20 protein-coding genes are annotated in these 23,571 nt (G+C 57.9%); 6 read left to right on the plus strand and 14 right to left on the minus strand.

What is annotated here, in order from left to right; genetic code table 11:
• The first annotated feature begins 35 nt into the window (after positions 1-35).
• The gene (locus tag QZ517_RS07765; RefSeq protein ID WP_294224693.1) at positions 36-1,187 is read left to right on the plus strand and encodes an aromatic ring-hydroxylating dioxygenase subunit alpha; all 1,152 of its coding nucleotides are present in this window, start codon (positions 36-38) and stop codon (positions 1,185-1,187) included.
• Positions 1,184-1,396 (plus strand): hypothetical protein, encoded by a 213-nt coding sequence (locus QZ517_RS07770; protein ID WP_294224697.1) that lies wholly within the window; start codon positions 1,184-1,186, stop codon positions 1,394-1,396. Before QZ517_RS07765 ends, QZ517_RS07770 begins: the two co-directional genes overlap by 4 nt.
• A gap of 9 nt (positions 1,397-1,405) precedes the next feature.
• Here the strand turns inward: QZ517_RS07770 and QZ517_RS07775 are convergent, their stop codons facing one another.
• The 7 genes from QZ517_RS07775 to QZ517_RS07805 all read right to left on the minus strand — a co-directional run bounded on the left by QZ517_RS07775 (position 1,406) and on the right by QZ517_RS07805 (position 10,921).
• Entirely contained in the window at positions 1,406-2,056 is a 651-nt protein-coding gene (locus tag QZ517_RS07775; RefSeq protein WP_294224699.1) for a pyridoxamine 5'-phosphate oxidase family protein, read from the minus strand.
• Between the two features lie 11 nt (positions 2,057-2,067).
• Positions 2,068-2,823 carry a DUF2189 domain-containing protein gene (locus QZ517_RS07780; RefSeq protein WP_294224751.1) on the minus strand — a complete coding sequence of 252 codons (756 nt, stop codon included), beginning with the start codon at positions 2,821-2,823 and terminating at the stop codon, positions 2,068-2,070.
• Positions 2,824-3,000: 177 nt separating this feature from the next.
• Complete coding sequence (locus tag QZ517_RS07785) at positions 3,001-4,428, minus strand: amidase (RefSeq protein ID WP_294224703.1); 1,428 nt, start codon at positions 4,426-4,428, stop codon at positions 3,001-3,003.
• 163 nt (positions 4,429-4,591) lie between these two features.
• Entirely contained in the window at positions 4,592-5,719 is a 1,128-nt protein-coding gene (gene prfB, locus QZ517_RS07790) for a peptide chain release factor 2 (RefSeq protein WP_294224706.1), read from the minus strand.
• Between the two features lie 131 nt (positions 5,720-5,850).
• Entirely contained in the window at positions 5,851-7,581 is a 1,731-nt protein-coding gene (locus QZ517_RS07795; protein ID WP_294224709.1) for a methyl-accepting chemotaxis protein, read from the minus strand.
• Between the two features lie 48 nt (positions 7,582-7,629).
• Entirely contained in the window at positions 7,630-8,199 is a 570-nt protein-coding gene (locus QZ517_RS07800) for a hypothetical protein (RefSeq protein WP_294224712.1), read from the minus strand.
• A 169-nt stretch (positions 8,200-8,368) separates the two neighbouring features.
• Entirely contained in the window at positions 8,369-10,921 is a 2,553-nt protein-coding gene (locus QZ517_RS07805; RefSeq protein ID WP_294224714.1) for a penicillin-binding protein 1A, read from the minus strand.
• 197 nt (positions 10,922-11,118) lie between these two features.
• On the opposite strand from QZ517_RS07805, the gene QZ517_RS07810 reads away from it, so the two are divergent.
• Entirely contained in the window at positions 11,119-11,538 is a 420-nt protein-coding gene (locus QZ517_RS07810) for a hypothetical protein (RefSeq protein WP_294224717.1), read from the plus strand.
• 207 nt (positions 11,539-11,745) lie between these two features.
• On the opposite strand, the gene QZ517_RS07815 is transcribed toward QZ517_RS07810, so the two are convergent.
• The 4 genes from QZ517_RS07815 to QZ517_RS07830 all read right to left on the minus strand — a co-directional run bounded on the left by QZ517_RS07815 (position 11,746) and on the right by QZ517_RS07830 (position 15,563).
• Positions 11,746-12,390, minus strand: coding sequence for a glutathione S-transferase family protein (locus tag QZ517_RS07815; RefSeq protein WP_294224722.1), 645 nt, complete (start codon positions 12,388-12,390; stop codon positions 11,746-11,748).
• A 94-nt stretch (positions 12,391-12,484) separates the two neighbouring features.
• Positions 12,485-12,916, minus strand: a complete 432-nt coding sequence (locus QZ517_RS07820) for an NUDIX hydrolase (RefSeq protein ID WP_294224725.1) — start codon at positions 12,914-12,916, stop codon at positions 12,485-12,487.
• Between the two features lie 116 nt (positions 12,917-13,032).
• Positions 13,033-14,262, minus strand: a complete 1,230-nt coding sequence (locus tag QZ517_RS07825; protein ID WP_294224728.1) for an N-acetylmuramoyl-L-alanine amidase — start codon at positions 14,260-14,262, stop codon at positions 13,033-13,035.
• 149 nt (positions 14,263-14,411) lie between these two features.
• Positions 14,412-15,563 carry an aminotransferase class I/II-fold pyridoxal phosphate-dependent enzyme gene (locus tag QZ517_RS07830; protein ID WP_294224731.1) on the minus strand — a complete coding sequence of 384 codons (1,152 nt, stop codon included), beginning with the start codon at positions 15,561-15,563 and terminating at the stop codon, positions 14,412-14,414.
• 41 nt (positions 15,564-15,604) lie between these two features.
• Between QZ517_RS07830 and QZ517_RS07835 the strand changes: the two genes are divergently transcribed.
• Together QZ517_RS07835 and QZ517_RS07840 are read left to right on the plus strand one after the other, a co-directional pair.
• Complete coding sequence (locus tag QZ517_RS07835; RefSeq protein ID WP_294224733.1) at positions 15,605-16,951, plus strand: M48 family metalloprotease; 1,347 nt, start codon at positions 15,605-15,607, stop codon at positions 16,949-16,951.
• An 11-nt stretch (positions 16,952-16,962) separates the two neighbouring features.
• Positions 16,963-17,766 (plus strand): DsbA family protein, encoded by an 804-nt coding sequence (locus tag QZ517_RS07840; protein ID WP_294224736.1) that lies wholly within the window; start codon positions 16,963-16,965, stop codon positions 17,764-17,766.
• Positions 17,767-17,975: 209 nt separating this feature from the next.
• Here the strand turns inward: QZ517_RS07840 and ispG are convergent, their stop codons facing one another.
• The 3 genes from ispG to hemA form a co-directional block, all read right to left on the minus strand.
• Complete coding sequence (ispG, locus tag QZ517_RS07845) at positions 17,976-19,103, minus strand: flavodoxin-dependent (E)-4-hydroxy-3-methylbut-2-enyl-diphosphate synthase (protein WP_294224739.1); 1,128 nt, start codon at positions 19,101-19,103, stop codon at positions 17,976-17,978.
• Positions 19,104-19,250: 147 nt separating this feature from the next.
• Positions 19,251-20,468, minus strand: a complete 1,218-nt coding sequence (locus QZ517_RS07850; RefSeq protein ID WP_294224742.1) for a helix-turn-helix domain-containing protein — start codon at positions 20,466-20,468, stop codon at positions 19,251-19,253.
• Positions 20,469-20,578: 110 nt separating this feature from the next.
• The gene (hemA, locus tag QZ517_RS07855) at positions 20,579-21,802 is read right to left on the minus strand and encodes a 5-aminolevulinate synthase (RefSeq protein ID WP_294224745.1); all 1,224 of its coding nucleotides are present in this window, start codon (positions 21,800-21,802) and stop codon (positions 20,579-20,581) included.
• Between the two features lie 218 nt (positions 21,803-22,020).
• Between hemA and QZ517_RS07860 the strand changes: the two genes are divergently transcribed.
• Positions 22,021-23,394: a M20/M25/M40 family metallo-hydrolase gene (locus QZ517_RS07860; RefSeq protein ID WP_294224748.1), complete on the plus strand. Its 1,374-nt coding sequence runs from the start codon at positions 22,021-22,023 to the stop codon at positions 23,392-23,394.
• Positions 23,395-23,571: the final 177 nt, after the last annotated feature.

Genomic DNA, 23,571 nt, shown 5'->3' on the forward strand with positions numbered 1-23,571 from the left:
GTTTACCCTGCTCCTATCAGCCACAGGAGCACGCCATGTCCCCCCTTAAATCAAGCGATCCTCTCGCCGCCGTGCGCCGCCCCGTCGCCACCGCCAAAGGTCTGCCCAACGCGCACTACACAGATCCACAGGTATTTTCAGAAGAGACCGACGCGCTCCTCAAATCCACTTGGGCTGGACTTGCCGTCGCCTCAGATGTGCCTGAACCAGGCGATGCAGTTCCGATCACGTTCCTTGACATGCCGCTCCTGCTTGTACGTGACAAATCCGGCTTGGTGCGCGTGTTCAACAACGTCTGCCGCCACCGTGGCATGATCCTCGTGGATGCCCCGCGCAAGATCGAAGGTGCCATCCGCTGCCCGTACCATTCCTGGTGCTACGCCACCGATGGCCGTTTGGTGACCACACCCCACGTCGGCGGCCCCGGTCAAAACACCGATCCCAACATCGACCGTGCAACCCTAGGCCTGATCGAAATCCGCTCCCACATCTGGCACGACATTGTTTTCATCAACATCACCGGCGACGCCCCTGCCTTTGAAGAGCAACACGCCGCGCTACTCTCCCGTTGGGAGGCCTTTGACCAACCCCATATCCACGGCGGCGCAGATAGCCGCTTTACGCTGGATGTCGCCACCAACTGGAAACTGGCGGTGGAAAACTACTGTGAAAGTTACCACCTGCCCTGGGTCCACCCCGGCCTCAACAGCTACTCTCGTCTCGAAGATCACTACAACATCGTTGAGCCGCAACAGTTCTCCGGCCAGGGCACCCATGTCTACCGCCAACTCACCTCTGAGGACGGCACAACTTTCCCCGACTTCGCGGACCTATCCACCTTCTGGGACGAAGGCGCTGAATACATCGCACTTTATCCCAACGTGCTTCTCGGGGCGCAGCGCGACCATGCCTTTGCGATCATTCTAGAACCGCTGACCCACAATCAAACCCGCGAGCACGTGCACCTTTACTACGCCAGAAACGGGACAGACGATGCACTGCGCACCACCAATGCCGCCCAATGGAAACAGGTGTTTAAAGAGGACATCTTTGTGGTTGAAGGCATGCAACGCGGGCGGTCCGCGCCACATTTTGACGGCGGCCGCTTTTCCCCTGCCATGGACGCGCCCACCCACTGCTTTCATGACTGGGTGGCCGCGCGTCTACAAGCACACCGCGCCACATGAGTGGCCTAGAAACCCGCCTGCTGGCCGCCCATGTCGCGGATGACAAAATGGCGCTGGTCGCGCTCTACGAGGAAGCTGCAGCAGTTACAGACACACCCGAGGCAAAAGGCTTTTTCCTCACCCAAGCTTATGTCTACGCGCTTGAAGCAGGCCACCCCAAAGCGGCCGGTTTGCACCAGAAACTCAAAGCCACGGGCCGTGAGAGCTGACGCAGCACCTCAGTACATCGTCTCCTGATAGCGCGCCTCCAGTTGTGCATCGAGCTTCGCCATCTCTTCCGCATCCTCTGGCGCGCCGGTGCTTTGATCCAGCACCATCTTGCTGAGCGACGGCATCTCGCTGCGATCCTGAAGTGCCTCTGGATCCCATAATTTGGAGCGCCGGAACGCTTTGGCGCAATGCAGAAACACCTCAACCACCGACACCACAATCGCCGCCCGTGGCACCCGCTCCTGAACCTCCATCAGCGCCAGTATCTCCGGATCCGTTGTCACTTGGGCTGTGCCATTCACCCGCAGGGTTTCATCAAACCCCGGCACCAGGAAGATCAGTCCCACATTGGGGTTCGCCACAATATTGGTCAGACTATCAATCCGGTTGTTGCCCGGCCGCTCAGGGATCACCAACGTGCGCGCATCCAGCACCTTCACAAAACCCTCGGGATCACCACGTGGCGTCACATCCGCCAATCCATCCGGCGCCTGCGTGCCCAAACACAAAAACGGCGACCGCGCGATAAACGCGCGCGCGTGTTTGTCCAAATGATCAATGCACTTTTTCTGTGACAACGACTCCGGGTTTGGCGTCTTAAACACCTCCCGCAACCCCGCCACATCCGAAATCAAAAACTCCGGTTTCATCTCACCCATTTTACTTGCCCTCAGCCTTCGTCCTCTACACCCGCCGCTTTGATCAGCGCGTACAGATGCCAACTGCCATGGCCCAGCACCGGCAGGCAAATCAACAATCCGAGAAACCCGGGCAACAGCGCCAAAAACGTGACGCTCGCCACAATCGCAGCCCACATCAACATCACCACAAAATGGTTCTGCACATAAGCAAAACTGGTGATCATCGCGGTCACAAAATCAATCTCGCGATCCAGCAGCAACGGCAAGGACAAAACCGTGATCATGTAAAGCAGCAGCGCAAACAAGAACCCAATAATCGAGCCCACCAACAACATCACCAAGCCATTTGTGGTCGTGTAGATCTCAAAGGAACTGGACACATTGGTCATTGGTGCCAGCCCCAAAAACAGCGCAAAAATCATGTGGGCAAGGAAAAACCAGAACAGGAACACAATGATGATGATCGCGCAGATCGACGGCAACTGCCGCTTGCTCTGCCGCCAGACCACACCCGCAATCAACGGCCAGTTGATCTCCCAGCCACGTTCCAGTCGCAGCGACACCTCATACAGCCCCACAGCGGCAAACGGCCCCAACAGCGGGAAGCCAATCGCCGCAAAGGTCAGCCAATAGCTTTGCCCGCTGGCCACGGTCAGCCATGTCATCAACCAACCGCCCAGCACATAGAATAGACCAAACCCAATCCCGTACATTGGCTTGCGCACAAAATCCCGCAGACCAAGCTTCAGCGCTTGGCCCAGCATACTTATCCGCGCGTCTCCCATAGGCGGCGCGCCATGAATGCGCTCGCCATTTTCGCTGCGTGCCGCAGAAAGCTGCGTTTCACTCATGGGTTTTCCAGCACCGTGGTTTCCCCCTGCGCCCTCAATCGTCTCTTCAGACATTTGGCCTCCCTGCGCCTGCTCATTCAGATTTGATCAAAGCGGGTTTGCTGTCTTAAATCAAGCATTTGGAATGTGTGGCGGGCGTCTGCCTGGCCAATCCGTGGCCACATGGTACGCCTCGGCAATCTCCAAAACCCGCGCATCCGAACCCTTGGCACCAATAAGCTGCATGCCCATGGGCAAACCAGCCGCATTAAACCCCACCGGCACGCTGATCGCGGGCAGCCCCAGCAGGCTCGCGGGCACCATCACCTGCATCCAGCGGTGATACGTGTCCATTGCGACACCAGCAATTTCCTTGGGCCAATCCCACTCCGCCGGGAACGGAAACACCTGCGCCACCGGCAGCGCCAACACGTCGAAGATTTCAAACAGTTTTGCCGCTGTCGCAAACCAATCCGAGCGCACCCGCGTGGCGTGATGCAAGTCCATCGCTCCCATCTCCATCCCGCGTTTGATTTCCCATTGCGCCGCAGGTTTGAGCCGCTCCCGCTTTGCCGTATCCTCAAACAACACCGCCAACTCGCCGGCCAAGGCAAAGGCGCGCAAGTCACTCCAGCTTTGGAACATCGCTTCTGCATCAAACGGCGGCGCAACCTCTTCCACCACAGCGCCAGCCCCGCGCAGCACGTCTAGCGCACCCTCGCAAAGCGGCAAAATATCCTCTTCCATGGGCATCATCCCGCCCCAGTCCCCAAGCCAACCAACCCGCGCGCCATCCACAGCACAGGCTTCCGGCAAGTCCCAGTCCTGCGCCGGCATATTAAACGGCACGCCGAGCTCCGCCTCTGCCATCACCGACAACAGCAAGGCACAATCGCGCGGACTGCGCGCCATCGGGCCGATTGTAGACAACTGCTGCCAAAAACTCTCCGCGCCAACCTCTTTGGGCACCACGCCCCAGCTTGGCCGGAAGCCATAGACATTGTTCCACCCTGCCGGATTGCGCAGGCTGCCCATCATGTCGCTGCCATCCGCCAACGCCACCATGTTCATCGCCAAAGCCGCGCCTGCCCCACCGGAACTGCCCCCCGCTGTCCGACTGGCATCAAAAGGGTTCAACGTCACCCCATGCACCGGGTTATAACTGTGTGAGCCAAGCCCGAACTCCGGCACATTGGTTTTGCCAATGAAGATCGCGCCGGCTGCCCGCATCCGCGCCACAAAAGCGTTATCGCTCTCCGCAACATGATCGACAAACAACGGGCTGCCCTGGGTGGTGCGCATGCCTTGCACATCGGAAAGCGCCTTCACTGCAATCGGCATGCCATGCAACGCGCCGCGCTCGCCTACCGGCACCGCATCCGCTTCGCGCGCCTCCGCCAGCAACACTTCAGGGTCCCGCAAATCCACAATAGCGTTCACCGCCGGGTTCCGCTGCGCGATCCGTGTCAACGTCGCCGCCATAACCGCCTCAGCGCTCAGCTCTCCGCCTCGCAGCGCTCCTGCAAGCTTGCCTGCATCCCAATCCAGAAATTCTGCCATAGCCGGTTCCTCCTTCACCTGAGAGGATCATGAACAGGTTAAACACACAAGCTGTCGGCAAGCAAAAAGCGCCCCACCACCTGATGAAGCGCTCCAACTTTTTCTTTCCCGAAATACCTTGGGAGAGTCACATCCACGATGCGACGGGGCAAAGCCCCTCTTCTTAGTCTTCAGACTGCGCGTCCGCCCGGCTCATGCCAGCCACATCCATCGCCAGCGTGGCCGCCATCAGCCCATCCAGATCGCCATCGAGCACGCCTTTGGTGTCGCTGGTTTCAAAGCTGGTGCGCAGATCTTTCACCATCTGATAGGGCTGCAGCACGTAAGACCGGATCTGGTTGCCCCAGCCCGCATCCCCGGCGTTTTCATGCACCTCATTCACCAGCGCAGACCGCTTATCCAACTCGATCTGGTACAACCGAGACTTCAGCGCTTTCATTGCAATGTCGCGGTTCTGGTGCTGCGACTTCTCCGAGCTGGTCACCACAATCCCGGTTGGGTGGTGGGTGATCCGTACTGCAGAGTCGGTGGTGTTCACGTGCTGACCACCGGCGCCCGAAGAGCGGTAGGTATCAATCCGAATATCGGCCGGGTTCACCTCAATCTCGATGTTATCATCCACCACAGGATAAACTTTCACCGAGGTGAACGACGTGTGGCGTTTGGCGGCGCTATCAAACGGCGAAATCCGCACCAAACGGTGCACGCCGCTTTCTGACTTCAACCAGCCATAAGCGTTGTGCCCGGAAATCTTATAGGCCGCCGACTTGATGCCCGCCTCTTCGCCCGCGCTCTCGGCTTGCAGCTCAACCTTGTAGCCCTTTTTCTCAGCCCAGCGCACATACATCCGCGCCAGCATAGAGGCCCAGTCACAGCTCTCTGTGCCACCCGCACCGGAGTTGATCTCAAGGAAGGTGTCATTGCCATCGGCCTCGCCATCCAGCAGGGCTTCCAGCTCTTTCTCCGCCGACGTCACTGCCAGCGTCTTAAGCGCCGCTTCCGCCTCGGCCACAACCTCGTCATCCTCTTCCATCTCGCCCAATTCAATCAGCTCGATGTTGTCGGACAGGTCGGTCTCAATAGATGTCACAACATCCATGGCGTCCACCAAGGTCTGACGCTCCCGCATCAGCTTTTGCGCCGCCGCCGCGTCATCCCACAAGTTGGGATCTTCGACCCGTGCGTTGAACTCTTCGAGCCGATACGGCGCCGTTTCCCAATCCAAACGCTGGCGCAACAGGGTCAGGGATTTTTCGATCTCTGCAACGGTGTTCTGAGCTTCTGCGCGCATGGGAAAAGGCCTTTCATGGGGTCAGATCAGGGTGATAGCGCAGCCCCGCCTGCCCCGCAAGAGACGACGCACGGCCAAGCGCTTTGCCCAGCCGTGCGTTACATAGTTTTGATGCTCAGAGGTGGAGCCGCTTAGGCCGCCCGCGACGTCCGGCGCCCGGTGTCATCTGACGTCACCTTAAACACCGACACTTGAGAGGCCAACTCGCTGGCATCGCTGTGAAGCACGGTACTCGCAGCCGCAGTCTCTTCCACCATGGCAGCGTTCTGCTGGGTCACCCGATCCAACTCGGACACCCCTTTGTTGATGCCGGTCAGGGTGGTGGCCTGACGTTCTGCGCCATCTGCAATACCGCTGACACGCTCAGACACTGTGGCCACGCCGCTGATGATCTTGGTCAACTCGTCCCCAGTCCGGCCGACAAGGGTCACACCTTCGTCCACATGGGTTGCACTTTCGTTGATCAGCTCTTTGATCTCAGACGCCGAGTCAGACGAGCGCTGTGCCAAGGCACGCACTTCAGAGGCCACAACCGCAAAGCCGCGACCAGCGTCCCCGGCCCGCGCCGCTTCCACACCGGCATTCAGCGCCAACAGGTTGGTCTGGAACGAGATGTCATCAATCACCGAAATGATCTGCGAAATCTTATCCGAAGAGGCCTGGATCAGCGACATCGCATCCACCGCCTGTTTCACAACCTCACCGCTGGACTGCACCGTTTGTTTGGTGCCAGCGACAATGGTTTCCACATCTTTGGCACCTTCTGCAGCCGCACGCACACTGGCGGTCAACTCTTCCATGGCACTGGCGGTCTGTTCCAGCGTGGAGGCCTGGCTTTCGGTGCGGCTCGCCAACGATGTGGAGGAATCCCCAATCTCTTTGGAGCTGCTGCGAATGCGGTGAGAATTTTCCACCACAGCCTGCATGATCGACACCAGCGTGACCAACGTATTGTTGTAGTTCTCCCGCAGTGGCTCATACCCCGCAGAAAACCGTTGGTCGATGGGATGGGTCAAGTCACCCTCTGCCAAGCGTTGCAACGCCGCAGTCAGTGCCTCAACCACCCGGTCTTGCTCCTTCTGCGCCAGCCTTTGCTCCCGCTCCACCTCATGGGCTTCGGCAAGCTGCACTTTCAGACCTTCAACTGTACGGGAAATACCGCCAATCTCATCACCACGCTCCACGTGTTTCGCAGGAGTGTCATAACGCCCTTCAGCAATGTCACGCACAACTTCGCGCACGTCCTGCAACGGATGGGACACCACAGTGCGGATCACCCAAGCACAAAGTGTGCACATCACAAGGAACACCACACCCGCCGTAGCAATCGACAGCATATTGGCCGCTTGGGCCTGCGCTAACGCCTGATCCGGAGACCAGATGATCGCCACAGATCCGGCAATCTTGCTGCCGTCTTTGCCACTGCGCGCCGGTTCAGCAATGATGTAACCGTTTTCAGATTTGGCGGCCTCTCCGCTGTCCAGCGCCTGTTTGGCGAGCACCTCGATTTCGGGGGTCGCCGACGGTGCAGCGCCAGAAATCCCAATGGTCTCGCCCGCTTTGTTCAGCGCAACCGCATACAGCGCCTGCCCCCCAGCCCGATCCATTGTGGTGTCCAAAATGCTCTGCAAAGACTCCGTGTCACCAAAGCGGATCGCGCCGCTGGCATTGGCGGCCGTTGAGCTGGTCATTTCCGAGGCCAGTTGCGACAATCCCTCTTGAATGGACTTGGTGACAAGCCGATGCGACTCCACGGTCAACATGGTTGCCACAATCAACGTTGTGCCAACAATCAACAACGTCACTTTCAAAAACACCGACAGCTTATCAAATAGCGCCGTAACCGGTGAAAACAGTTTCATGATCTGCTCCTGAAAAGAGAGCGATCCCACATAGGGACCGCATCAAAGTTATTCGAGGGTTTCTGCGTCCACACCTACGGTGATCGCGCCAATGCCAGCACCGGTGTCCGGATCGACAATGGTCATCGAAATCTGCACTTGATAGGTCCGGGTCGAGTCGTCCAACTCAACTTCACTAAAGTGATAGGCGTCTGGCCCAACGCTGTAGGTTTGCTGGTGTTTGGCCTCATCCCCTTGCCACATATCAGAGTTCACACCGGACAGCGCCACGTTCAGGCCAACGGAATCCATCAGTGCGATCTCGGTGATCTGACCGGCGGATTTCTCAACTTGCGTGCGCAGAAAGTCCGCCGCAGGGTTTTCGATCACTGGGGTGATGGTTGGGGTGCTGGCGGCCCCCACTTCGGCACGCCAAGTGGAGTCCATCTGATCGATGGTCGCCTGGTCATACGCCGCCGTGGTTTTGTTCTGCGCTTTGATGGCAGACACCAGAACCGGGTCCTGCGCCCAGGTGCGGATATTGTTTTCAAGGAACGCTGCCATGGCAGGTTCATATTCATTGGCCACAACAGGCGTCGCGGTCAGCGTGGCCACAACGGCAATTACGGTACGTTTCATTGGAGGAGTCCTTGTTAGGATGCAAAATGCTGCGCCTGCATAAAAGCCAAGGGTTTCGCCTCCGTTAATCGATTTCCCCCATCCCGCAGATGCGACAATCTGCACAACAAAAAACGGAGACCCCTGAGGCCTCCGTTCAAAATCTTACCTTTAAAGTAGCTAGCCTACCTCAATACAACCCACCCGAGCTCACAGTGCCAAAGTCCGCCTTCGGACCGACAACCCCGGTCCCGCCAGAGGACGTGGTCACCTGACGACCAGCCGATTGCACTTCTTCGACCAATGGCAGATTGGATCCCATCGCAAAACCACCATCATAGGCGATACCAAAGATTGGTTCTTCGCCGTCGCGGAAGTACTCCGCCACCACACTGGCCCCGCTGGCATCATTGCCCAGACGGGCGCCGGTGTAGCGGTCAATTTTGATGAAGTGGCCACCCGGCGGCACGCGGAATTTCCCGCCGCCATACTTCTTGATCGCCTCTTCCATGAATTCCTGAAACACCGGACCACAGGTGGTGCCGCCATAGGTGCCCCGTCCCAATGGACGTGGCCGATCATGACCAATGTAGCAGCCGGCCACGATGTTGCTGGTAAACCCAACAAACCACACATCTTTGGCCTCGTTGGTGGTCCCGGTTTTACCTGCCACGGGCACCGGCAGCTTGATCTGGCTGCTCGCCGTACCGCGCGTCACAACGCCCTGCATCATCGAAGTCAGCTGATAGGCGGTGATTGCATCCATCACCCGCTCGCGGTTGGTGACAATCCGCGGTCCACGGCTCTCCGGCACACTTGGGTCCAAACAATCGGTGCACTCACGCTGATCATGGCGATAGATCGTCTTGCCGTACCGGTCTTGCACACGGTCCACCAGGGTAGGCTCAACACGCTCACCGCCGTTGGCAAACATCGCATAAGCCGCAACCATCTGATACAGCGTGGTTTCATCAGCACCCAGCGAGTTCGCAAGGAACGCGCCCATGTTGTCATAAACCCCAAACCGCTCCGCATAACGCGCCACGGTTTCCATCCCAACTTCCTGCGCCAATCGAATGGTCATCAGGTTCCGGCTCATCTCAATGCCGGTCCGCAGCGGAGTTGGGCCATAGAATTTATTGGTCGAGTTTTTTGGGCGCCACACACCTTGGGGGGTGTTGATCTCAATCGGGGCGTCAATCACGATGGTCGCAGGGCTATAACCACTGTCCAGCGCCGACGCATACACAAACGGCTTAAAGCTGGAACCGGGTTGACGTTTCGCCTGTGTCGCACGGTTGAACACCGTGTCCTGATAGCTGAAGCCACCCTGCATCGCGATCACGCGGCCGTTGTTCACGTCCATCGCCATAAAGCCACCCTGCACCTCTGGCACCTGCCGCAACGTCCAGCGCACAAAGCTGCCGTCGCTGTCTTTGGTCATCGCCCGCACCAGCACCACGTCGCCTTTGGAGACCAGATCCCCGGCCACTTTGGCTTTGCTGGCCAGCGAGCCGTCTTCACGCCGCTTGCGGGCCCACTGCGCATCTTTGGCGGGAATCCAGTGGCCGTCCGCGTCCTCATCCACACCTTCAATGCCAACGCGTGCGTCGTTCTTACCAACCTCCAGCACGACTGCCGGATGCCACTGGCCTTCAAGATCCACATCCCGTGGGATCAACACATTTGCCAACGCCTCACGCCAGGTCGCCTCGTCCGCCAGAACCTCTTCTGGCAGCGCCTCGCCGGTGCCACGCCACACACCGCGCGAGCGGTCATATTTTTCCAACGCCCGACGCAGGGCCTTTGCCGCCACATCCTGCATTTCCGGATCTTCCGTAGAGCGCACAGCCATACCGCCAGAGAAGAATTCCTCTTCGCCAAAGTCACGGCTCAGCTGACGCCGAATTTCATCTGTGAAGTAATCCCGAGGCGGCCGGGTGGTGCGGTAACTCTCATAGTCACCGTTCTGAACAGACTTCAGCGGCAACGCTTTTTCACTCTCATACACCGCCCGCGTGATCACACCGTTCTCAGCCATCTCTTTCAACACAAAGTCACGCCGTGCCTTCACGCGCTCTTTGTTGCGCACTGGATGAAACTTGCCCGGCGCTTTGGGCATCGACGCCAAAGTTGCCGCCTCATGCGGTGCCAGCTCTTCCAACGTCTTGTTGAAATAAGTCTGCGCCGCAGCCGCCACACCATATGAGTTCTGGCCGAGGAAAATCTCATTCATATAAAGCTCAAGGATCTGATCTTTGGACAGCGTGTCCTCGACCCGAGTGGCCAGGATGATCTCTTTGATTTTCCGCTCAATTTTCCGGTCACCGGACAGCAGGAAGTTCTTCATCACCTGCTGCGTGATCGTCGAGGCCCCACGCACGTTGGAGCCCCGTGACTGCACCGCTTCCACGGCCGCCGCCGCGATACCGCGCGCATCATAGCCGGAGTGGGTATAGAAGTTTTTGTCTTCCGCCGAGATAAACGCCTCTTTCACCAGATCCGGGATTTCATCCGCTGGCACAAACAAACGTCGCTCTTTGGCAAACTCATCAATGATGTGCCCCTCACCCGAGTAAATCCGGCTGATGGTTGGCGGCTTATACTGCGCCAGGCTCTCATGGCTGGGCAGCTCCTGACCATAAATCCAGAACACCGCCCCAATAGAGAGCGCCACAACGGCAATGCCCATGGTCACAAAGGTGAAAATGGTGCCGAAGAACGAAAGGATGAATCGTATCACGCTGGAGGCCTTCTGAAGTCCGTCTCAAAGCCCCTCTATACAGAGGCCCTTGGGCGGGGTCAAAACACCTTGCTGCGATTGCAGGTGCTTGCGCGTGGTTTTGCCAGAAATCATCATATGTGACGTCTGGTTCTCACCTGGTTGATCTCTCCAAGACCAACACTGCGCAATTGTTACTTCACCTTGAGATCGCCTGAATGTTCCAAAGCCTCTTTGGCGCAGAGGATCAATTCGTCAAATCGACTCTTTTTCAGGTTCAAAAGATAGCTTGGCAACTGATCCCCGGCCCAGAAGACAATCTCGTCACCATCCGACATCTTTCCTTTGCCGCGCCCTGTACCAGTATGTTTGTGATAATAGCCAAATCGGGCACGCCCCGTGCGGCCGTCATCACAGCCCACCGTGACCTTTGCCGCGCCAAACATCGTTCGTTTGAATGTTCCGCTGCAGGTGACACCCAAGTTTGTCTGCGCCGCGAACCTGCCATTTTCAACGCCATGAACCTCGCCAAAGAACAATTCGTTTGGCGTGCCAAGAATGCATCCAATAACACGGGTGCATTGATTGCCGCGATTTGTACAATTGGAGGCAGCATATCCCGGCACTGCTCCCAGTGAGGCAACGCAAACCGCAAGAATAAATGTTGTTTTGTTATGTGTGGTCACGCGGAACGCCTCAAAAATTGTCATTTAGCGATTACCATCAGTGACTTCACCAAACACATCGATGTTTAACGTCCCAATCCCAATCTGCAACCTCAATGAGAATCAAGGGAGGGCCTGATCTCCCCAAAGATACAGACCCTCCCCAAAACTCTACTCGTCCTACTCAGCAGCCACCGGGAATCGCTCCCCTTCCCGCACCTCAATCGCCTCAGCCCGCTGAAACGCCTCCCGCGTTTTTAGTCGTGCAAGATACTCTCCAATCGGCCCGTCCTGCGGAATGATGCCAATCATCTGACCAAAGACCAGATTGTTTCCGACAACCACATCCGCCGCCGTAAACGTCTCCCCCAACAGCCACGGCCCATCAGCCAAACCGTCAGCCAACACGTCCATCATCTGCTCAAACGAGCCCCAGGCCACGGTTGCTGGCGAGACCTCCCAGGCAAACAGTTTTTGCGCGAAAGCCGGCTCCATGATGGCGCTGGCAAAGAACATCCACCGCAAATACGCCGCCCGCGTGTCCTCCGTTAGCGCCGGTGCAAACCCGCCCGTGCCATACCGATCCGCCAGATAAATCGCCATCGCGCCAATTTCAGGCACAGCTGTCTCACCATCCATCACCAAAGGCACTTTCCCCATCGGGTTCAACGCCAGATAATCCGCCTGCTTGTGGCGTCCGGTGGCAAAATCAAAGCTCTCAAGCTGAAACGGTGCGCCCAATTCTTCCAGCAACCAAAGCGCTGCAAAAGAGCGGGTGCGTGGGGCAAAGTAAAGCGTCAGGTCAGCTGTATGTGTGTTGGACATGTGTTGTTCCTCATGAGTTGTGTCCATGAAGAGGTACGACCTAATGTGTCAATTTATGTCCCATTTGTGTCCCCTGTGCCAGACTATTTGCCACCTAAGCAACCACCCGTTCTGTCATATAGTCCGCCAGCCGGTCCTGCATCATCGGCACCACATTGCTCATCCGCAAAAACCGCGCCACATCCCACATCCGCCAGGCCTGCCCCTCATCGCCAAGACGAATGCGGTTGATGTCCAAATCCGGCAGCTCCGCGACAAAGAACCAAGTTGTGGAGTCTCCATCGAGATCAGAGATATACTGCCGTTTCCAGAGCAGATCTGCCTCACTCAGCGAAAGCGACAGCTCTTCTTTTAGTTCCCGCAACACACAAGCCTCAGGGCTCTCCGTGCCTTCGCGGCCACCGCCGGGCAAATCCCACATATCCGGATAAGGAATTTCAGGGTCCGGGTCGCGCAGGATTGAGACCAGCCGATCCCCCGTCAAAAGCGCCAGCTTGGCCCCGTGAAACGCCTCAGTGTCCTGCATCCTGTCCGCCTTATGTGCCCAAGTATTTGGGCCCACTCGACAAACTCTCACGATCAAAGGAAAGCGGTTTCCCGCCCGCGACGAGAAACTGGCGAGGCTCCGCCTACGGACCTAGCCTATTGCCGGACTAACGCGCGTGCCGCCTTGTCTTCCACAACCCAAGCCAACAGCCCGTCGCGCAACCCCGCCGCCATGGCTGCCCGCCAGCCCGCGTCCTGCAAATTGGCCAAGTCTTGCTGGCTCGACATAAACCCAAGCTCCACCAGAACCGACGGCACATCCGCCGCTTTCAACACAGAAAACCCGCCAGTTCTCAACGGCTTCCGGTTTAACCTCACCGTGGTTTTCTTGAGCGCCCCCACCAAAGTTTCTGCCAACATCATCGTGCGGGGTTCGGTCTCTAGCCGCGCCAGGTCCAGCAACACATCGGTCACTTCGTCATCTGTGCCCGACAAGTCCACACCGGACAGAATATCCGCCCGATCATGGCGCTCTGCCAACAAGGCTGAGGCGGTATCACTGGCCTCTTCCGACAGCGTGTATATGGTCGCGCCTTTGGCATTGCCCTGGCTCAAACTGTCCGCATGTAACGAAATAAACACATCCGCCTGCGCCTGATGGGCAATCGCCACCCGGCCCTCCAATGAGACAAACGCATCTTCATCCCGGGTTAGCACCACCTCAAAGCCGCCCGCGCGCCGCAGCACATCGCGCAGTTCGCGGGCAAACAGCAGCATCAGGTCTTTCTCCTGCGCGTCGCCCCGCTCCGCCCCCGGATCAATGCCACCATGGCCTGGGTCAATCACCACCACAGTGGGCGCCCAGTCCGGCCGCGCCTCCCGCGCCACCGCGGTTGTGTCCGCAGGCTCCGGCAAATCCCAGCGCGGATCATGTGGCGCGCCTGCCGCCCTGGCAAACGCCAGCGTGTCACTTTGGACCAACACCAGCTTCAACTGCGCTTGCCCCGTGGCTTCGGTCACGGTCATGCCCGCGCTTTCCACCGCAAAGGGTCGCGCCAGGTCCAGCACCATACGGCTCCAACCTGGCCGATACGCCCCAAACCGCACCGCCTCCACACCGTCCACCGCGCCAAGCGCGTCCGCTGTCAGATCTTCCCAGTCAATCTCTTTGAAATCCAGCACCACCCGGCGCGGCTCATCCAACGTAAACACCCGCCACGGCACGCCTTGGCTCAAGCTCAACGTCAACTCCGCCGCCCCACGCCAGCCCTCAGACAGACCACTCTCCGCTTTGTCCAGCCGCGCCAGCGCCGAAAATTCCCGCTCCTGCGCCGAGGCCGCTCCGGCCAAAACCATCACAATAAAAGCCCAAAACACTCTGCTCATGCTGCCGCCCTGCCCGCTGTTGCGCGTCTTCTTTGGCCACACGTTACATCAGCACGCCGCCCATCACCACGCCGCGCTTTCTCTTTCGCAAAATACCTTGGGGGAGTCGCCAATTGGCGACGGGGGCAACGCCCCCGCACCGTCAAACGTCACACAAACCCACGCGCGGCCATAAACACCTTCAGTCGCGCCAGACCTTCTTCAATATCTGCCGTGCTGCGCGCATAAGAAAACCGCAAGGTCTGATGCCCGCGCACCGGATCAAAGTCCAACCCCGGCGTCACCGCCACGCCGGCTTCGTCCAAAATCTCGCGGGCAAAGGCCACGCTGTCCTGGGTAAAGGCGCTCACGTCCACATAGAAATAAAACGCCCCATCCGGCGGGGCAAATTTGGTGAAGCCCGCCTTGGGCAAGCCTTCCGCCATCAAGGCCCGATTGGCGCGATACACCACCATATTGGCCTCCAGCTCTTTGGGACAATCCATCGCAGCCAAAGCCGCCACCTGGCTCGGATGAGACGCACAAATGAACATGTTCTGCGCCAAGCGCTCGATCTTGCGCACGTGGTCTTCTGGCACCACCATCCAGCCCACGCGCCAGCCGGTCATGCTGAAGTATTTGGAGAAGCTGTTGATCACGTAACAGTCGTCCGTCAACTCCAGCGCCGTGACCGCCTTGGCCTCATATTCAATGCCGTGATAAATCTCGTCGCTGATAAAGGCCGCGTCTTTCTCACGACACAGGTCAATCAACGCACCCATCGCCCCACTGTCCAACATCGTCCCGGTCGGGTTGGCTGGTGACGCCACCATCAACCCTTCAAAGTCCAAGCTGCGCAGATCATCCGGCACCGGCTGCAACCGGTTCTCTGGCGCGGTCTGCACATCCAGCGGCTGCAAACTCAACGCCTTCAGGATCTGCCGATAGCTGGGATAGCCCGGAGCGCCAATTGCCACCCGTTCACCTGCATCAAACAGCGCCGAAAACGCCAGCAAAAACGCGCCTGACGAACCCGGCGTGACAATCACCCGGCTCGGATCAAGGTCCACATTGTACCATTCCCCATAAAGCTGTGCGATCCGCGACCGCAGCGCGGGCAGGCCCAAAGCAACAGTGTATCCCATGGCGTCATCCGCCATCGCCTTGGTCAGCGCGGTGCGCGCCCCTTCGGGGGCTGCCGTGCCCGGCTGGCCCACTTCCATATGGATGATATGGCGCCCGTCTGCCTCGGCCTGACGCGCCGCCTCCATCACATCCATCACAATAAAGGGATCAACCGCCCCACGCCTTGAAGTCCGCATCAATTTCGTTCCTATTGTCGCCCATGAGGTTTCACCGCGAAATGACGGCGCCGTCAATCACCGCTTTGCGCGCCCGCGTCGTCACGCTGCTGACGGCGCTTGCGCTTGTGATGCCCTCAACCGCCGCTCACGCCGTGTCTCTGCTGCGCGATCCGGACATCGAACATGCCCTGCAACGTATGGCAGCGCCTGTGTTGTATGCGGCTGGCCTTGGTGACAACATCAAAATCCTGATGGTGGACGACCAACGATTGAACGCCTTTGTGCTTGATCACGGCCATATTTTTATCAACTCCGGCATGATCATGCGCATGAACACGCCCGAGATGCTGCAATCTGTTATCGCCCACGAAGCCGCCCACATCGCCAACGGTCATATCGCGCGGCGCATGGCCAACCTTGATTCGGCCCGCACCACCGCAGGTCTTGGCCTTGCGCTTGGCTTGGCAGCTGCCGCAGCCTCAGGGCGCGGTGACGTTGGGGCCGCGCTGGCGTTTGGCACGCAAAGCTCTGCCCTGCGACAATTTTTCGCCCACACCCGGGCTGAGGAATCCTCCGCCGACCAATCCGGCATCCGCTACCTGGCCAGCGCCGGTATCGACCCGTCTGGCACATTGGAGGTGCACCGCCTGTTTGAAGGGCAAGAGTTGCTGGCCTCTTCGCGCCAAGACCCCTACATGCGCTCCCATCCGTTGACCCGAGATCGCCTGCGCGCAGCGGAAGGCTTTGTCACCGGCTATGCAGGTACCGCAAAACCGCAACCGGAGCTGGATTACTGGTATGATCGCGCCCGCGGCAAAACCACTGCTTTCCTCCGCCCCACCAAATGGACCCTGGCTCGGTACAAAGAAAGCAAAGCTGAAGACGTGCGCCACATGCGCCTGGCCGTGGCTTACCACCGTCAGCAAAACGCCGCCAAAGCGGTCTCCCACATCAATCAGGCCCTCGAAACCCGTCCCAACGACCCTTATTATTACGAGCTCAAAGGCCAAATCCTACTGGAAAGCCGCCAATTCCAAAACGCCGTAAAGGCTTATAAAAAGGCATCTGACCTCGCACCGTCCAACGCGCTGATCCTTGGCGGCCTGGGCCGCGCCCTCTTGACCGTGAATCAACCAAAGGAAGCGCTTCAATACCTAGAGGCCGCCCGCGCCCGAGATTTCCGCGATGCCCGCGTGTTGCGTGATCTCGGCTCCGCTTATGCCCAAACCGGCCAACACGGCATGGCCTCGCTTCTGGCCGCCGAACGCCACGCCCTCGCCAATCGATTGGACGACGCAGAAATCCACGCCCGTCGGGCCATGGCCCGCTTGCCGCAAGGCTCCAGTGCCTACCGTCGGGCAGACGACATCGCACGCGCTGCCAAGCGCCGCAAAGACAAAAAGTAATGGAGATAAGTATGAATAGAAATCTATTCGCAGGTATTTTGGCGGTCGCCGTGCCCATTGGATTGATCACCGCATACAATGTGGATCAAGCCCCCCCGGCAAAACCGGCCTACGAGGACTCAGCCAAATCCTCTCAGGGCGCACCTGCATTTGTTGCAGATCGCGAAACGTTCCGCTCCGAAGTCCGCGCCTATCTTCTGGAAAACCCAGAAGTGATCATGGAAGCTGTTGCTGTGCTGGAAGAGCGCAACGCCGCAGCGCAGGCCACGGCCGACATTGATCTGGTGACTGCCAACGCGGATCGTCTGTTTGATGACGGTTACAGCTACGTCGGCGGCAACCTTGAGGGTGACATCACCATTGTCGAATTTGTCGACTACCGCTGTGGTTACTGCCGCAAAGCCCATGATGAGGTTGCGGAGCTGGTCAAAAGTGACGGCAACATCCGCTTCATTGTCAAAGAGTACCCCATCCTTGGCGAAGCCAGCGATCTCAGCTCCCGTTTTGCCATTTCTGTAAAACAAAAGCTTGGCGATGAGGCTTACAAACTGGCAGCCAACACCCTGATCAAAATGCGCGGTGACGTAAACGAAAAGTCCCTACGCAAGCTGGCCACAGGTTTGGATTTTGATGCGGACATGATCCTCGGACACATGGACGCGCCAGAAGTCGACAAAGAGATTTTCACCACGCGCGGCCTCGCCCGCGACCTGAACATCACCGGCACGCCCAGCTTTGTCTTCCATGACGAAATGGTGCGCGGCTATGTGCCTCTGCAAGGCATGCAAGCAATTGTGAAAGACAAGCGCGGCTAATCCAGCCACCAACTCGACAGTTTAACACCGCAGCGCCCGCCGTTGCGGTGTTTTGCGTTGCAGCGCCCGTTGCGCAACGCCCGCTAGCGTAAAGCGCGAATTCCAAAAATTCGCACCTGCGCAAAACAGTCGTTATGCAGACACAATACCGACGTGCGAATCCACGTCAGCTTTGTGCCGTTAACCTTTGGAAAGATAGTGGCCTAGAATTACTCCGCCGCGTCAGCGGCCTCCGCAACCTGGATCGCTGCCGCCTTCTTTTCCACTTCCTCAACGATGTGCTCGACCATCGCTTCATTGGACATCTTGTGGCTTTGCTTCCCAGCCAAATAAACCATGCCAGAGCCAGCCCCACCACCGGTGAAACCAACGTCCGTCATCAGTGCTTCACCCGGCCCATTCACCACGCAGCCAATGATCGAAAGGCTCAAAGGCGTATGGATATGTGCAAGGCGATTTTCCAATGTTTCCACGGTCTTAATCACGTCAAACCCCTGCCGTGCGCAGCTTGGGCAGCTGATGATATTCACGCCACGGTGACGCAATCCAAGGCTTTTGAGGATTTCAAATCCAACCTTCACCTCTTCCACGGGATCGGCACTCAGGCTGACACGCAGCGTGTCGCCAATGCCCATCCACAACAGCTGGCCAAGCCCAATTGCGGACTTGATGGTCCCGCTGACAAAGCCGCCCGCTTCTGTGATGCCCAGGTGAATCGGCGCATCTGTGGCATCCGCCAGGATCTGATAGGCGGCTGCAGACATGAAGACATCGCTGGCTTTCACCGAAATCTTGAACTCGTGAAAATCGTTATCTTGCAGTATCTTAATGTGGTCGAGGCCGCTCTCCACCATCGCGTCGGGACAGGGCTCACCGTATTTGTCGAGCAGGTGTTTTTCCAGGCTTCCACCGTTCACCCCAATGCGGATCGAGCAGCCATGATCCTTGGCCGCCTTGATCACTTCTTTGACCCGCTTCTCATCCCCGATATTGCCCGGGTTGATCCGCAAACAAGCCGCCCCGGCCTCCGCCGCTTCAATCGCGCGTTTGTAGTGGAAATGGATGTCCGCCACGATCGGAACCGGGCTCTCTTTTGTGATTTCTTTCAGCGCCTTAGTCGCCGCGACGTCTGGCGCGGAAATACGAACGATGTCGGCCCCAGCCTCCGCCGCCGCCATCACCTGACCCAGCGTCGCTTTCACGTCGCCGCTGTCGGTGTTGGTCATGGTTTGAACCGCGATTGGCGCATCGCCCCCCACTGGCACATTGCCCACCATGATCTGACGGGATTTGCGGCGCTCGATATTGCGCCAAGGGCGGATGTGATTCATCGACATATCAAGGCCTTTCGCCACAGCAGGGATGGGTTTGGTGTCTGTCTATTCCCTTACGGGAAAAGGGGCAATGCGCGATGGCGCACAGACAAAGAGCGCCCCAAGGGCGCTCTCTTAACTGGTTGAATTCTTATAGATATTTGAGCCGGGTCACTCGCCCGAAATCACCACATTCTGCGCCGCGGCCAAGGCCACTATCTTTGCCAATTCCGGATCATCGCTCAAATCCGCCACCGCAAAGCTCTCTTTCAGGGTATCAGTGGCCAGCGCAAGATTGCGCACCGTACCCGTGCCTTCGCCTGCCGGTCCGTACAACTCACCGTTCACCTTGAAGTATACAGAGCCCGACATGCCAGCCCGCAGAGTTGGCGGCTCTTCCGTGGCTGGAAGGACATACTCTTCACCCGCATCGAGGATTTTCTCAAACAAAACAGAGCCATCCGCCGCACGCACTCGCACCCAAGCAGGACGCACCGCCATGAGGACCAGCTCAGGCGCATCATCCTCAACCACCTTTGGCACCGGCAACGTATCCGCCACAGGCAAAGTCATTGCTACGGCTGCGGGAAGTTCAGGCGTAAACACCCCAACATTGTTTGGGTTCAGCTGCGAAATAGGTGCATCCCGCGCCACCAGTACAGGCACATCCAGCGCCTGTGGGCGATACAAACGGTCCAACGCATCAGAGGGGGCAAACACACCCGCTCCTGCCGTGGCCACACCAGTTGTTGCTTCAGTCTCTGACGTCGCAACAGGTGCACGCCCTGCCCCATCCAGAGGATCGAGATCACTCAACACCACCGGAGACTGCTCCACCGGAGCCAGGGTAACTCGTTGAATTTCATTCAGAACTGACCAACCGCCGTAGCCGATACCTGCAATCAGTGCGACCAGCACCAGAGAGGAGCCCACTGCTCGCATCTCTACCCGAGACAACAGCGATTCCTGCATCGGTGTAAACGGCGTGTTGGAGGAAGAGAACGGGTCATGCCCGGTCATGGCAGGCGCAACAGTCTCAGTCTTGCGGACGCCAGACGCCTCCGCCGACATACCGTGCGCCGTGGTAAACCCACTCTCCGCACAGAACAGGCTGAACGTCTGTTCCGGGTCCATGCCAAGGTAACGCGCGTACGACCGCACATAACCTGCAATAAATCCTGGAGTTTCAAACGCCGACGGGTCGCAATTCTCAATTGCAGCCACATAACTTGCGCGGATTCGCAACTCGCGCTGCACATCCAAGAGCGACTTCCCCAAAGTCGCTCGTTCGCCGCGCATCATGTCGCCAAGTTGCACGTCAAAATCGTCGTACCCTTTCGGGCCTTCGTCTACCGCTTCGGTATTGCGCTTGAATCTGCGCCCGATCATCCCACTGGCCTCTTATTGCATCGCCGGTCCTGAAAGTCCCCGATTCGAACCGATCCCCTTGTTAGGTATGAATATAACACAAACAAGGGTTTCTACACTAAGAAGTCATCTTACCCCGCCATATCGGCACGATTCAGCGCACAGTGGCTCCAAAGGGCGTCCATCGCGCTCACAAGGGCATCAATTTCCTTGGGACCATGCACCGGCGACGGCGTGAAGCGCAGCCGCTCAGTGCCACGTGGCACCGTAGGGAAATTGATCGGCTGAACATAAATTCCGTAGTCTTCCAGCAGATGATCAGACAGCACTTTTGTATGCACAGGATTACCAACAATCACCGGCACAATATGGCTGCCATGATCGATGATTGGCAGGCCCATTCCTTTCAACCGCATTTTCAAAATCTGCGCCTGAGTTTGATGTGTCTCGCGCAGCTCTTGATCATTTTTCAGGTGCGCAACAGAGGCCGCGGCCCCGGCAGCGATCGCCGGCGGCAGCGAGGTGGTAAAGATGAAGCCTGGCGCATAAGACCTTACTGCATCACACATTTTTTCCGACGCCGCGATGTATCCCCCCATCACGCCATAGGCTTTGGCCAAGGTGCCATTGATGATGTCGATGCGACGCGCAAGATTGTCACGCTCGGTCACGCCACCACCGCGCGGGCCATACATGCCCACCGCGTGCACCTCATCGATATAGGTCAGCGCGCCAAACTCGTCAGCCAAATCGCAGAGCGCTTCGATCGGGCCAAAATCACCGTCCATCGAGTAGACAGATTCAAATGCAATCAGCTTTGGCGCAGCTGGATCATCCGCTTCCAAAAGCGCACGCAGATGCGCCACATCATTGTGCTTAAAAATACGCTTCGCCCCGCCGTTGCGTCGCACACCTTCGATCATCGACGCGTGGTTCAAGGCGTCCGAATAGATGATCAAACCGGGGAACAGTTTTGGCAAAGTACTTAAAGTTGCATCATTTGCGATGTAGGCGCTGGTGAAAAGCAGGGCTGATTCTTTGCCGTGCAGGTCGGCAATCTCGGCCTCCAGACGCTTGTGATACACCGTCGTGCCAGAGATATTGCGCGTCCCGCCAGAGCCTGCACCCGTTGCATCCACCGCTTCGTGCATCGCCTCAAGCACAACTGGATGTTGCCCCATGCCAAGGTAGTCGTTGCCACACCAAACGGTAATGGGTTGCTCTTCACCGTCCGGGCGGGTCCAAGTCGCGTGTGGGAAATGGCCTTGCTTACGCTCAATATCAATGAACGTGCGATAACGCCCCTCGTCGTGCAAACGATTGAGTGCGGTATCTAGCTTCGCAGTGTAATCCACAGTGGCTTTTCCTTCTTCCCGGTCCGGGCGACCTGGCGTTCCAACACCCCATCTGGGCGTTGGCGCTCTTTTAATCATCTGTCGCGCTTTCAGCAATGGCTACCAAATGATACATCTTTCTCACATTGATATCGATCAAACTGTGAAAGAGCGAGTCTGGACAGTGTGATTTGCGGTGATACGGTCCCTGCAAATCGTCGCACCCGAAGGAGGCTTTCATGACGCTAGACCCTGTTCTCGCCCGCATTGACCAAAACATGCCAGAGGCGCTGGAGCGCCTATTTGATTTGTTGCGCATCAAGTCCATTTCCACCGACCCGGCATTTGACACCGATGTAGACGCTGCCGCCGATTGGCTGGTGACAGAACTGCAAAGCCTTGGCATTGATGCACAAAAACGCCCCACCACCGGCCACCCCATGGTTGTTGGCCATGTGGACGGCCCCGGACCCCATGTTCTGTTTTACGGACACTATGATGTTCAGCCGGTTGATCCGCTGGAACTCTGGGACCGCGATCCGTTTGACCCGGCCCTCGAAGACACCGACGCTGGCCAAGTGATCCGCGCCCGCGGATCTTCAGACGACAAAGGTCAGTTGATGACCTTTGTCGAAGCCTGCCGCGCTTGGAAGTCCGAACATGGCAACCTGCCGTGCAAAATCACATTCCTGTTTGAAGGCGAAGAAGAATCCGGCTCCCCAAGCCTTGTGCCCTTCCTGAAGGAAAACGCCGAGGAGCTGAGCTGCGACATTGCGCTGATCTGCGACACCGGCCTATTTGAAAGCGCCGTGCCCGCGATCACCACCATGTTACGCGGCCTGCTGGCCGAAGATTTCACAATCACCGGCCCCAGCCGCGACCTGCACTCTGGCATGTATGGCGGCATCGCCATGAACCCGATCCGCGTACTCAGCAACATCCTGGCTGATTTGCATGATGACACCGGCGCCGTTACCTTGGATGGCTTCTATGACGACGTACCGGAACTGCCTGACGACATCCGTGCGCAATGGCAGGGTCTCAACTTTGATCACGGCACGTACCTCGGCGACGTGGGCCTGCAATCCCCCGCAGGGGAACAAGACCGCACCCCGCTGGAGCAAATCTGGTCGCGCCCGACGTGTGACGTAAACGGAATCTGGGGTGGTTACACCGGTGACGGTTTTAAGACTGTGCTCCCCTCCCAAGCTTCGGCAAAACTCTCGTTTCGCTTGGTTGGCCAGCAAGACCCGGACAAAATTCGCAGCAGTTTCCGGGCCCATCTGGAAAGCCGGCTACCCGAAGGTTTCACCGTCGAATACCGCTCCGAGAAAGGCTCCGCGGCCTCACAAATGTCGATTGAAGACCCTGCGTTCGAAAAGGCACGAGGCGCCCTCAGCGATGAATGGCCCCGTCCTGCGGCCTATGTTGGCTGCGGTGGCTCCATCCCCATTGCGGGCTTCTTCAAAGAGATGCTGGACATGGATTCGATGCTGATAGGCTTTGGACGCGATGACGACCAAATCCACTCCCCCAACGAGAAATACAACGTGGAGAGTTTCCACAAAGGCACCCGGTCCTGGGCCCGAATTCTTGCGGCACTCTCCGCTTAACACATTGAAATCATTTAGAATCATAAAACGCGCCCTCAGGGCGCGTTTTTTGTGCCGCGAAAACTTCACGCAAAGATAGTATGCGCGGAACCAATTCATCATCTCTGTTTAGGGGAGGAAGAAGTGGCGCGGTTGACGGGGCTCGAACCCGCGACCCCCGGCGTGACAGGCCGGTAC

It is taken from the genome of uncultured Shimia sp. (genome assembly GCF_913054185.1).
Lineage (GTDB): Bacteria > Pseudomonadota > Alphaproteobacteria > Rhodobacterales > Rhodobacteraceae > Shimia.

What these genes read in the sequence shown, in the direction of transcription:
- QZ517_RS07820 (WP_294224725.1), bottom strand. Translation starts at nt 12,916, where the DNA reads ATGCAGGACACTGAGGCGTTTCACGGGGCCAAGCTGGCGCTTTTGACG.
- QZ517_RS07830 (WP_294224731.1), bottom strand. Translation starts at nt 15,563, where the DNA reads ATGCGGACTTCAAGGCGTGGGGCGGTTGATCCCTTTATTGTGATGGAT.
- ispG (WP_294224739.1), bottom strand. Translation starts at nt 19,103, where the DNA reads ATGTCGATGAATCACATCCGCCCTTGGCGCAATATCGAGCGCCGCAAA.
- QZ517_RS07810 (WP_294224717.1), top strand. Translation starts at nt 11,119, where the DNA reads ATGTTCCAAAGCCTCTTTGGCGCAGAGGATCAATTCGTCAAATCGACT.
- QZ517_RS07800 (WP_294224712.1), bottom strand. Translation starts at nt 8,199, where the DNA reads ATGAAACGTACCGTAATTGCCGTTGTGGCCACGCTGACCGCGACGCCT.
- QZ517_RS07780 (WP_294224751.1), bottom strand. Translation starts at nt 2,823, where the DNA reads ATGGGAGACGCGCGGATAAGTATGCTGGGCCAAGCGCTGAAGCTTGGT.
- QZ517_RS07815 (WP_294224722.1), bottom strand. Translation starts at nt 12,390, where the DNA reads ATGTCCAACACACATACAGCTGACCTGACGCTTTACTTTGCCCCACGC.
- QZ517_RS07835 (WP_294224733.1), top strand. Translation starts at nt 15,605, where the DNA reads ATGACGGCGCCGTCAATCACCGCTTTGCGCGCCCGCGTCGTCACGCTG.
- QZ517_RS07770 (WP_294224697.1), top strand. Translation starts at nt 1,184, where the DNA reads ATGAGTGGCCTAGAAACCCGCCTGCTGGCCGCCCATGTCGCGGATGAC.
- QZ517_RS07850 (WP_294224742.1), bottom strand. Translation starts at nt 20,468, where the DNA reads ATGATCGGGCGCAGATTCAAGCGCAATACCGAAGCGGTAGACGAAGGC.
- QZ517_RS07825 (WP_294224728.1), bottom strand. Translation starts at nt 14,262, where the DNA reads ATGAGCAGAGTGTTTTGGGCTTTTATTGTGATGGTTTTGGCCGGAGCG.
- QZ517_RS07860 (WP_294224748.1), top strand. Translation starts at nt 22,021, where the DNA reads ATGACGCTAGACCCTGTTCTCGCCCGCATTGACCAAAACATGCCAGAG.
- QZ517_RS07785 (WP_294224703.1), bottom strand. Translation starts at nt 4,428, where the DNA reads ATGGCAGAATTTCTGGATTGGGATGCAGGCAAGCTTGCAGGAGCGCTG.
- prfB (WP_294224706.1), bottom strand. Translation starts at nt 5,719, where the DNA reads ATGCGCGCAGAAGCTCAGAACACCGTTGCAGAGATCGAAAAATCCCTG.
- QZ517_RS07765 (WP_294224693.1), top strand. Translation starts at nt 36, where the DNA reads ATGTCCCCCCTTAAATCAAGCGATCCTCTCGCCGCCGTGCGCCGCCCC.
- QZ517_RS07775 (WP_294224699.1), bottom strand. Translation starts at nt 2,056, where the DNA reads ATGGGTGAGATGAAACCGGAGTTTTTGATTTCGGATGTGGCGGGGTTG.
- QZ517_RS07840 (WP_294224736.1), top strand. Translation starts at nt 16,963, where the DNA reads ATGAATAGAAATCTATTCGCAGGTATTTTGGCGGTCGCCGTGCCCATT.
- QZ517_RS07795 (WP_294224709.1), bottom strand. Translation starts at nt 7,581, where the DNA reads ATGAAACTGTTTTCACCGGTTACGGCGCTATTTGATAAGCTGTCGGTG.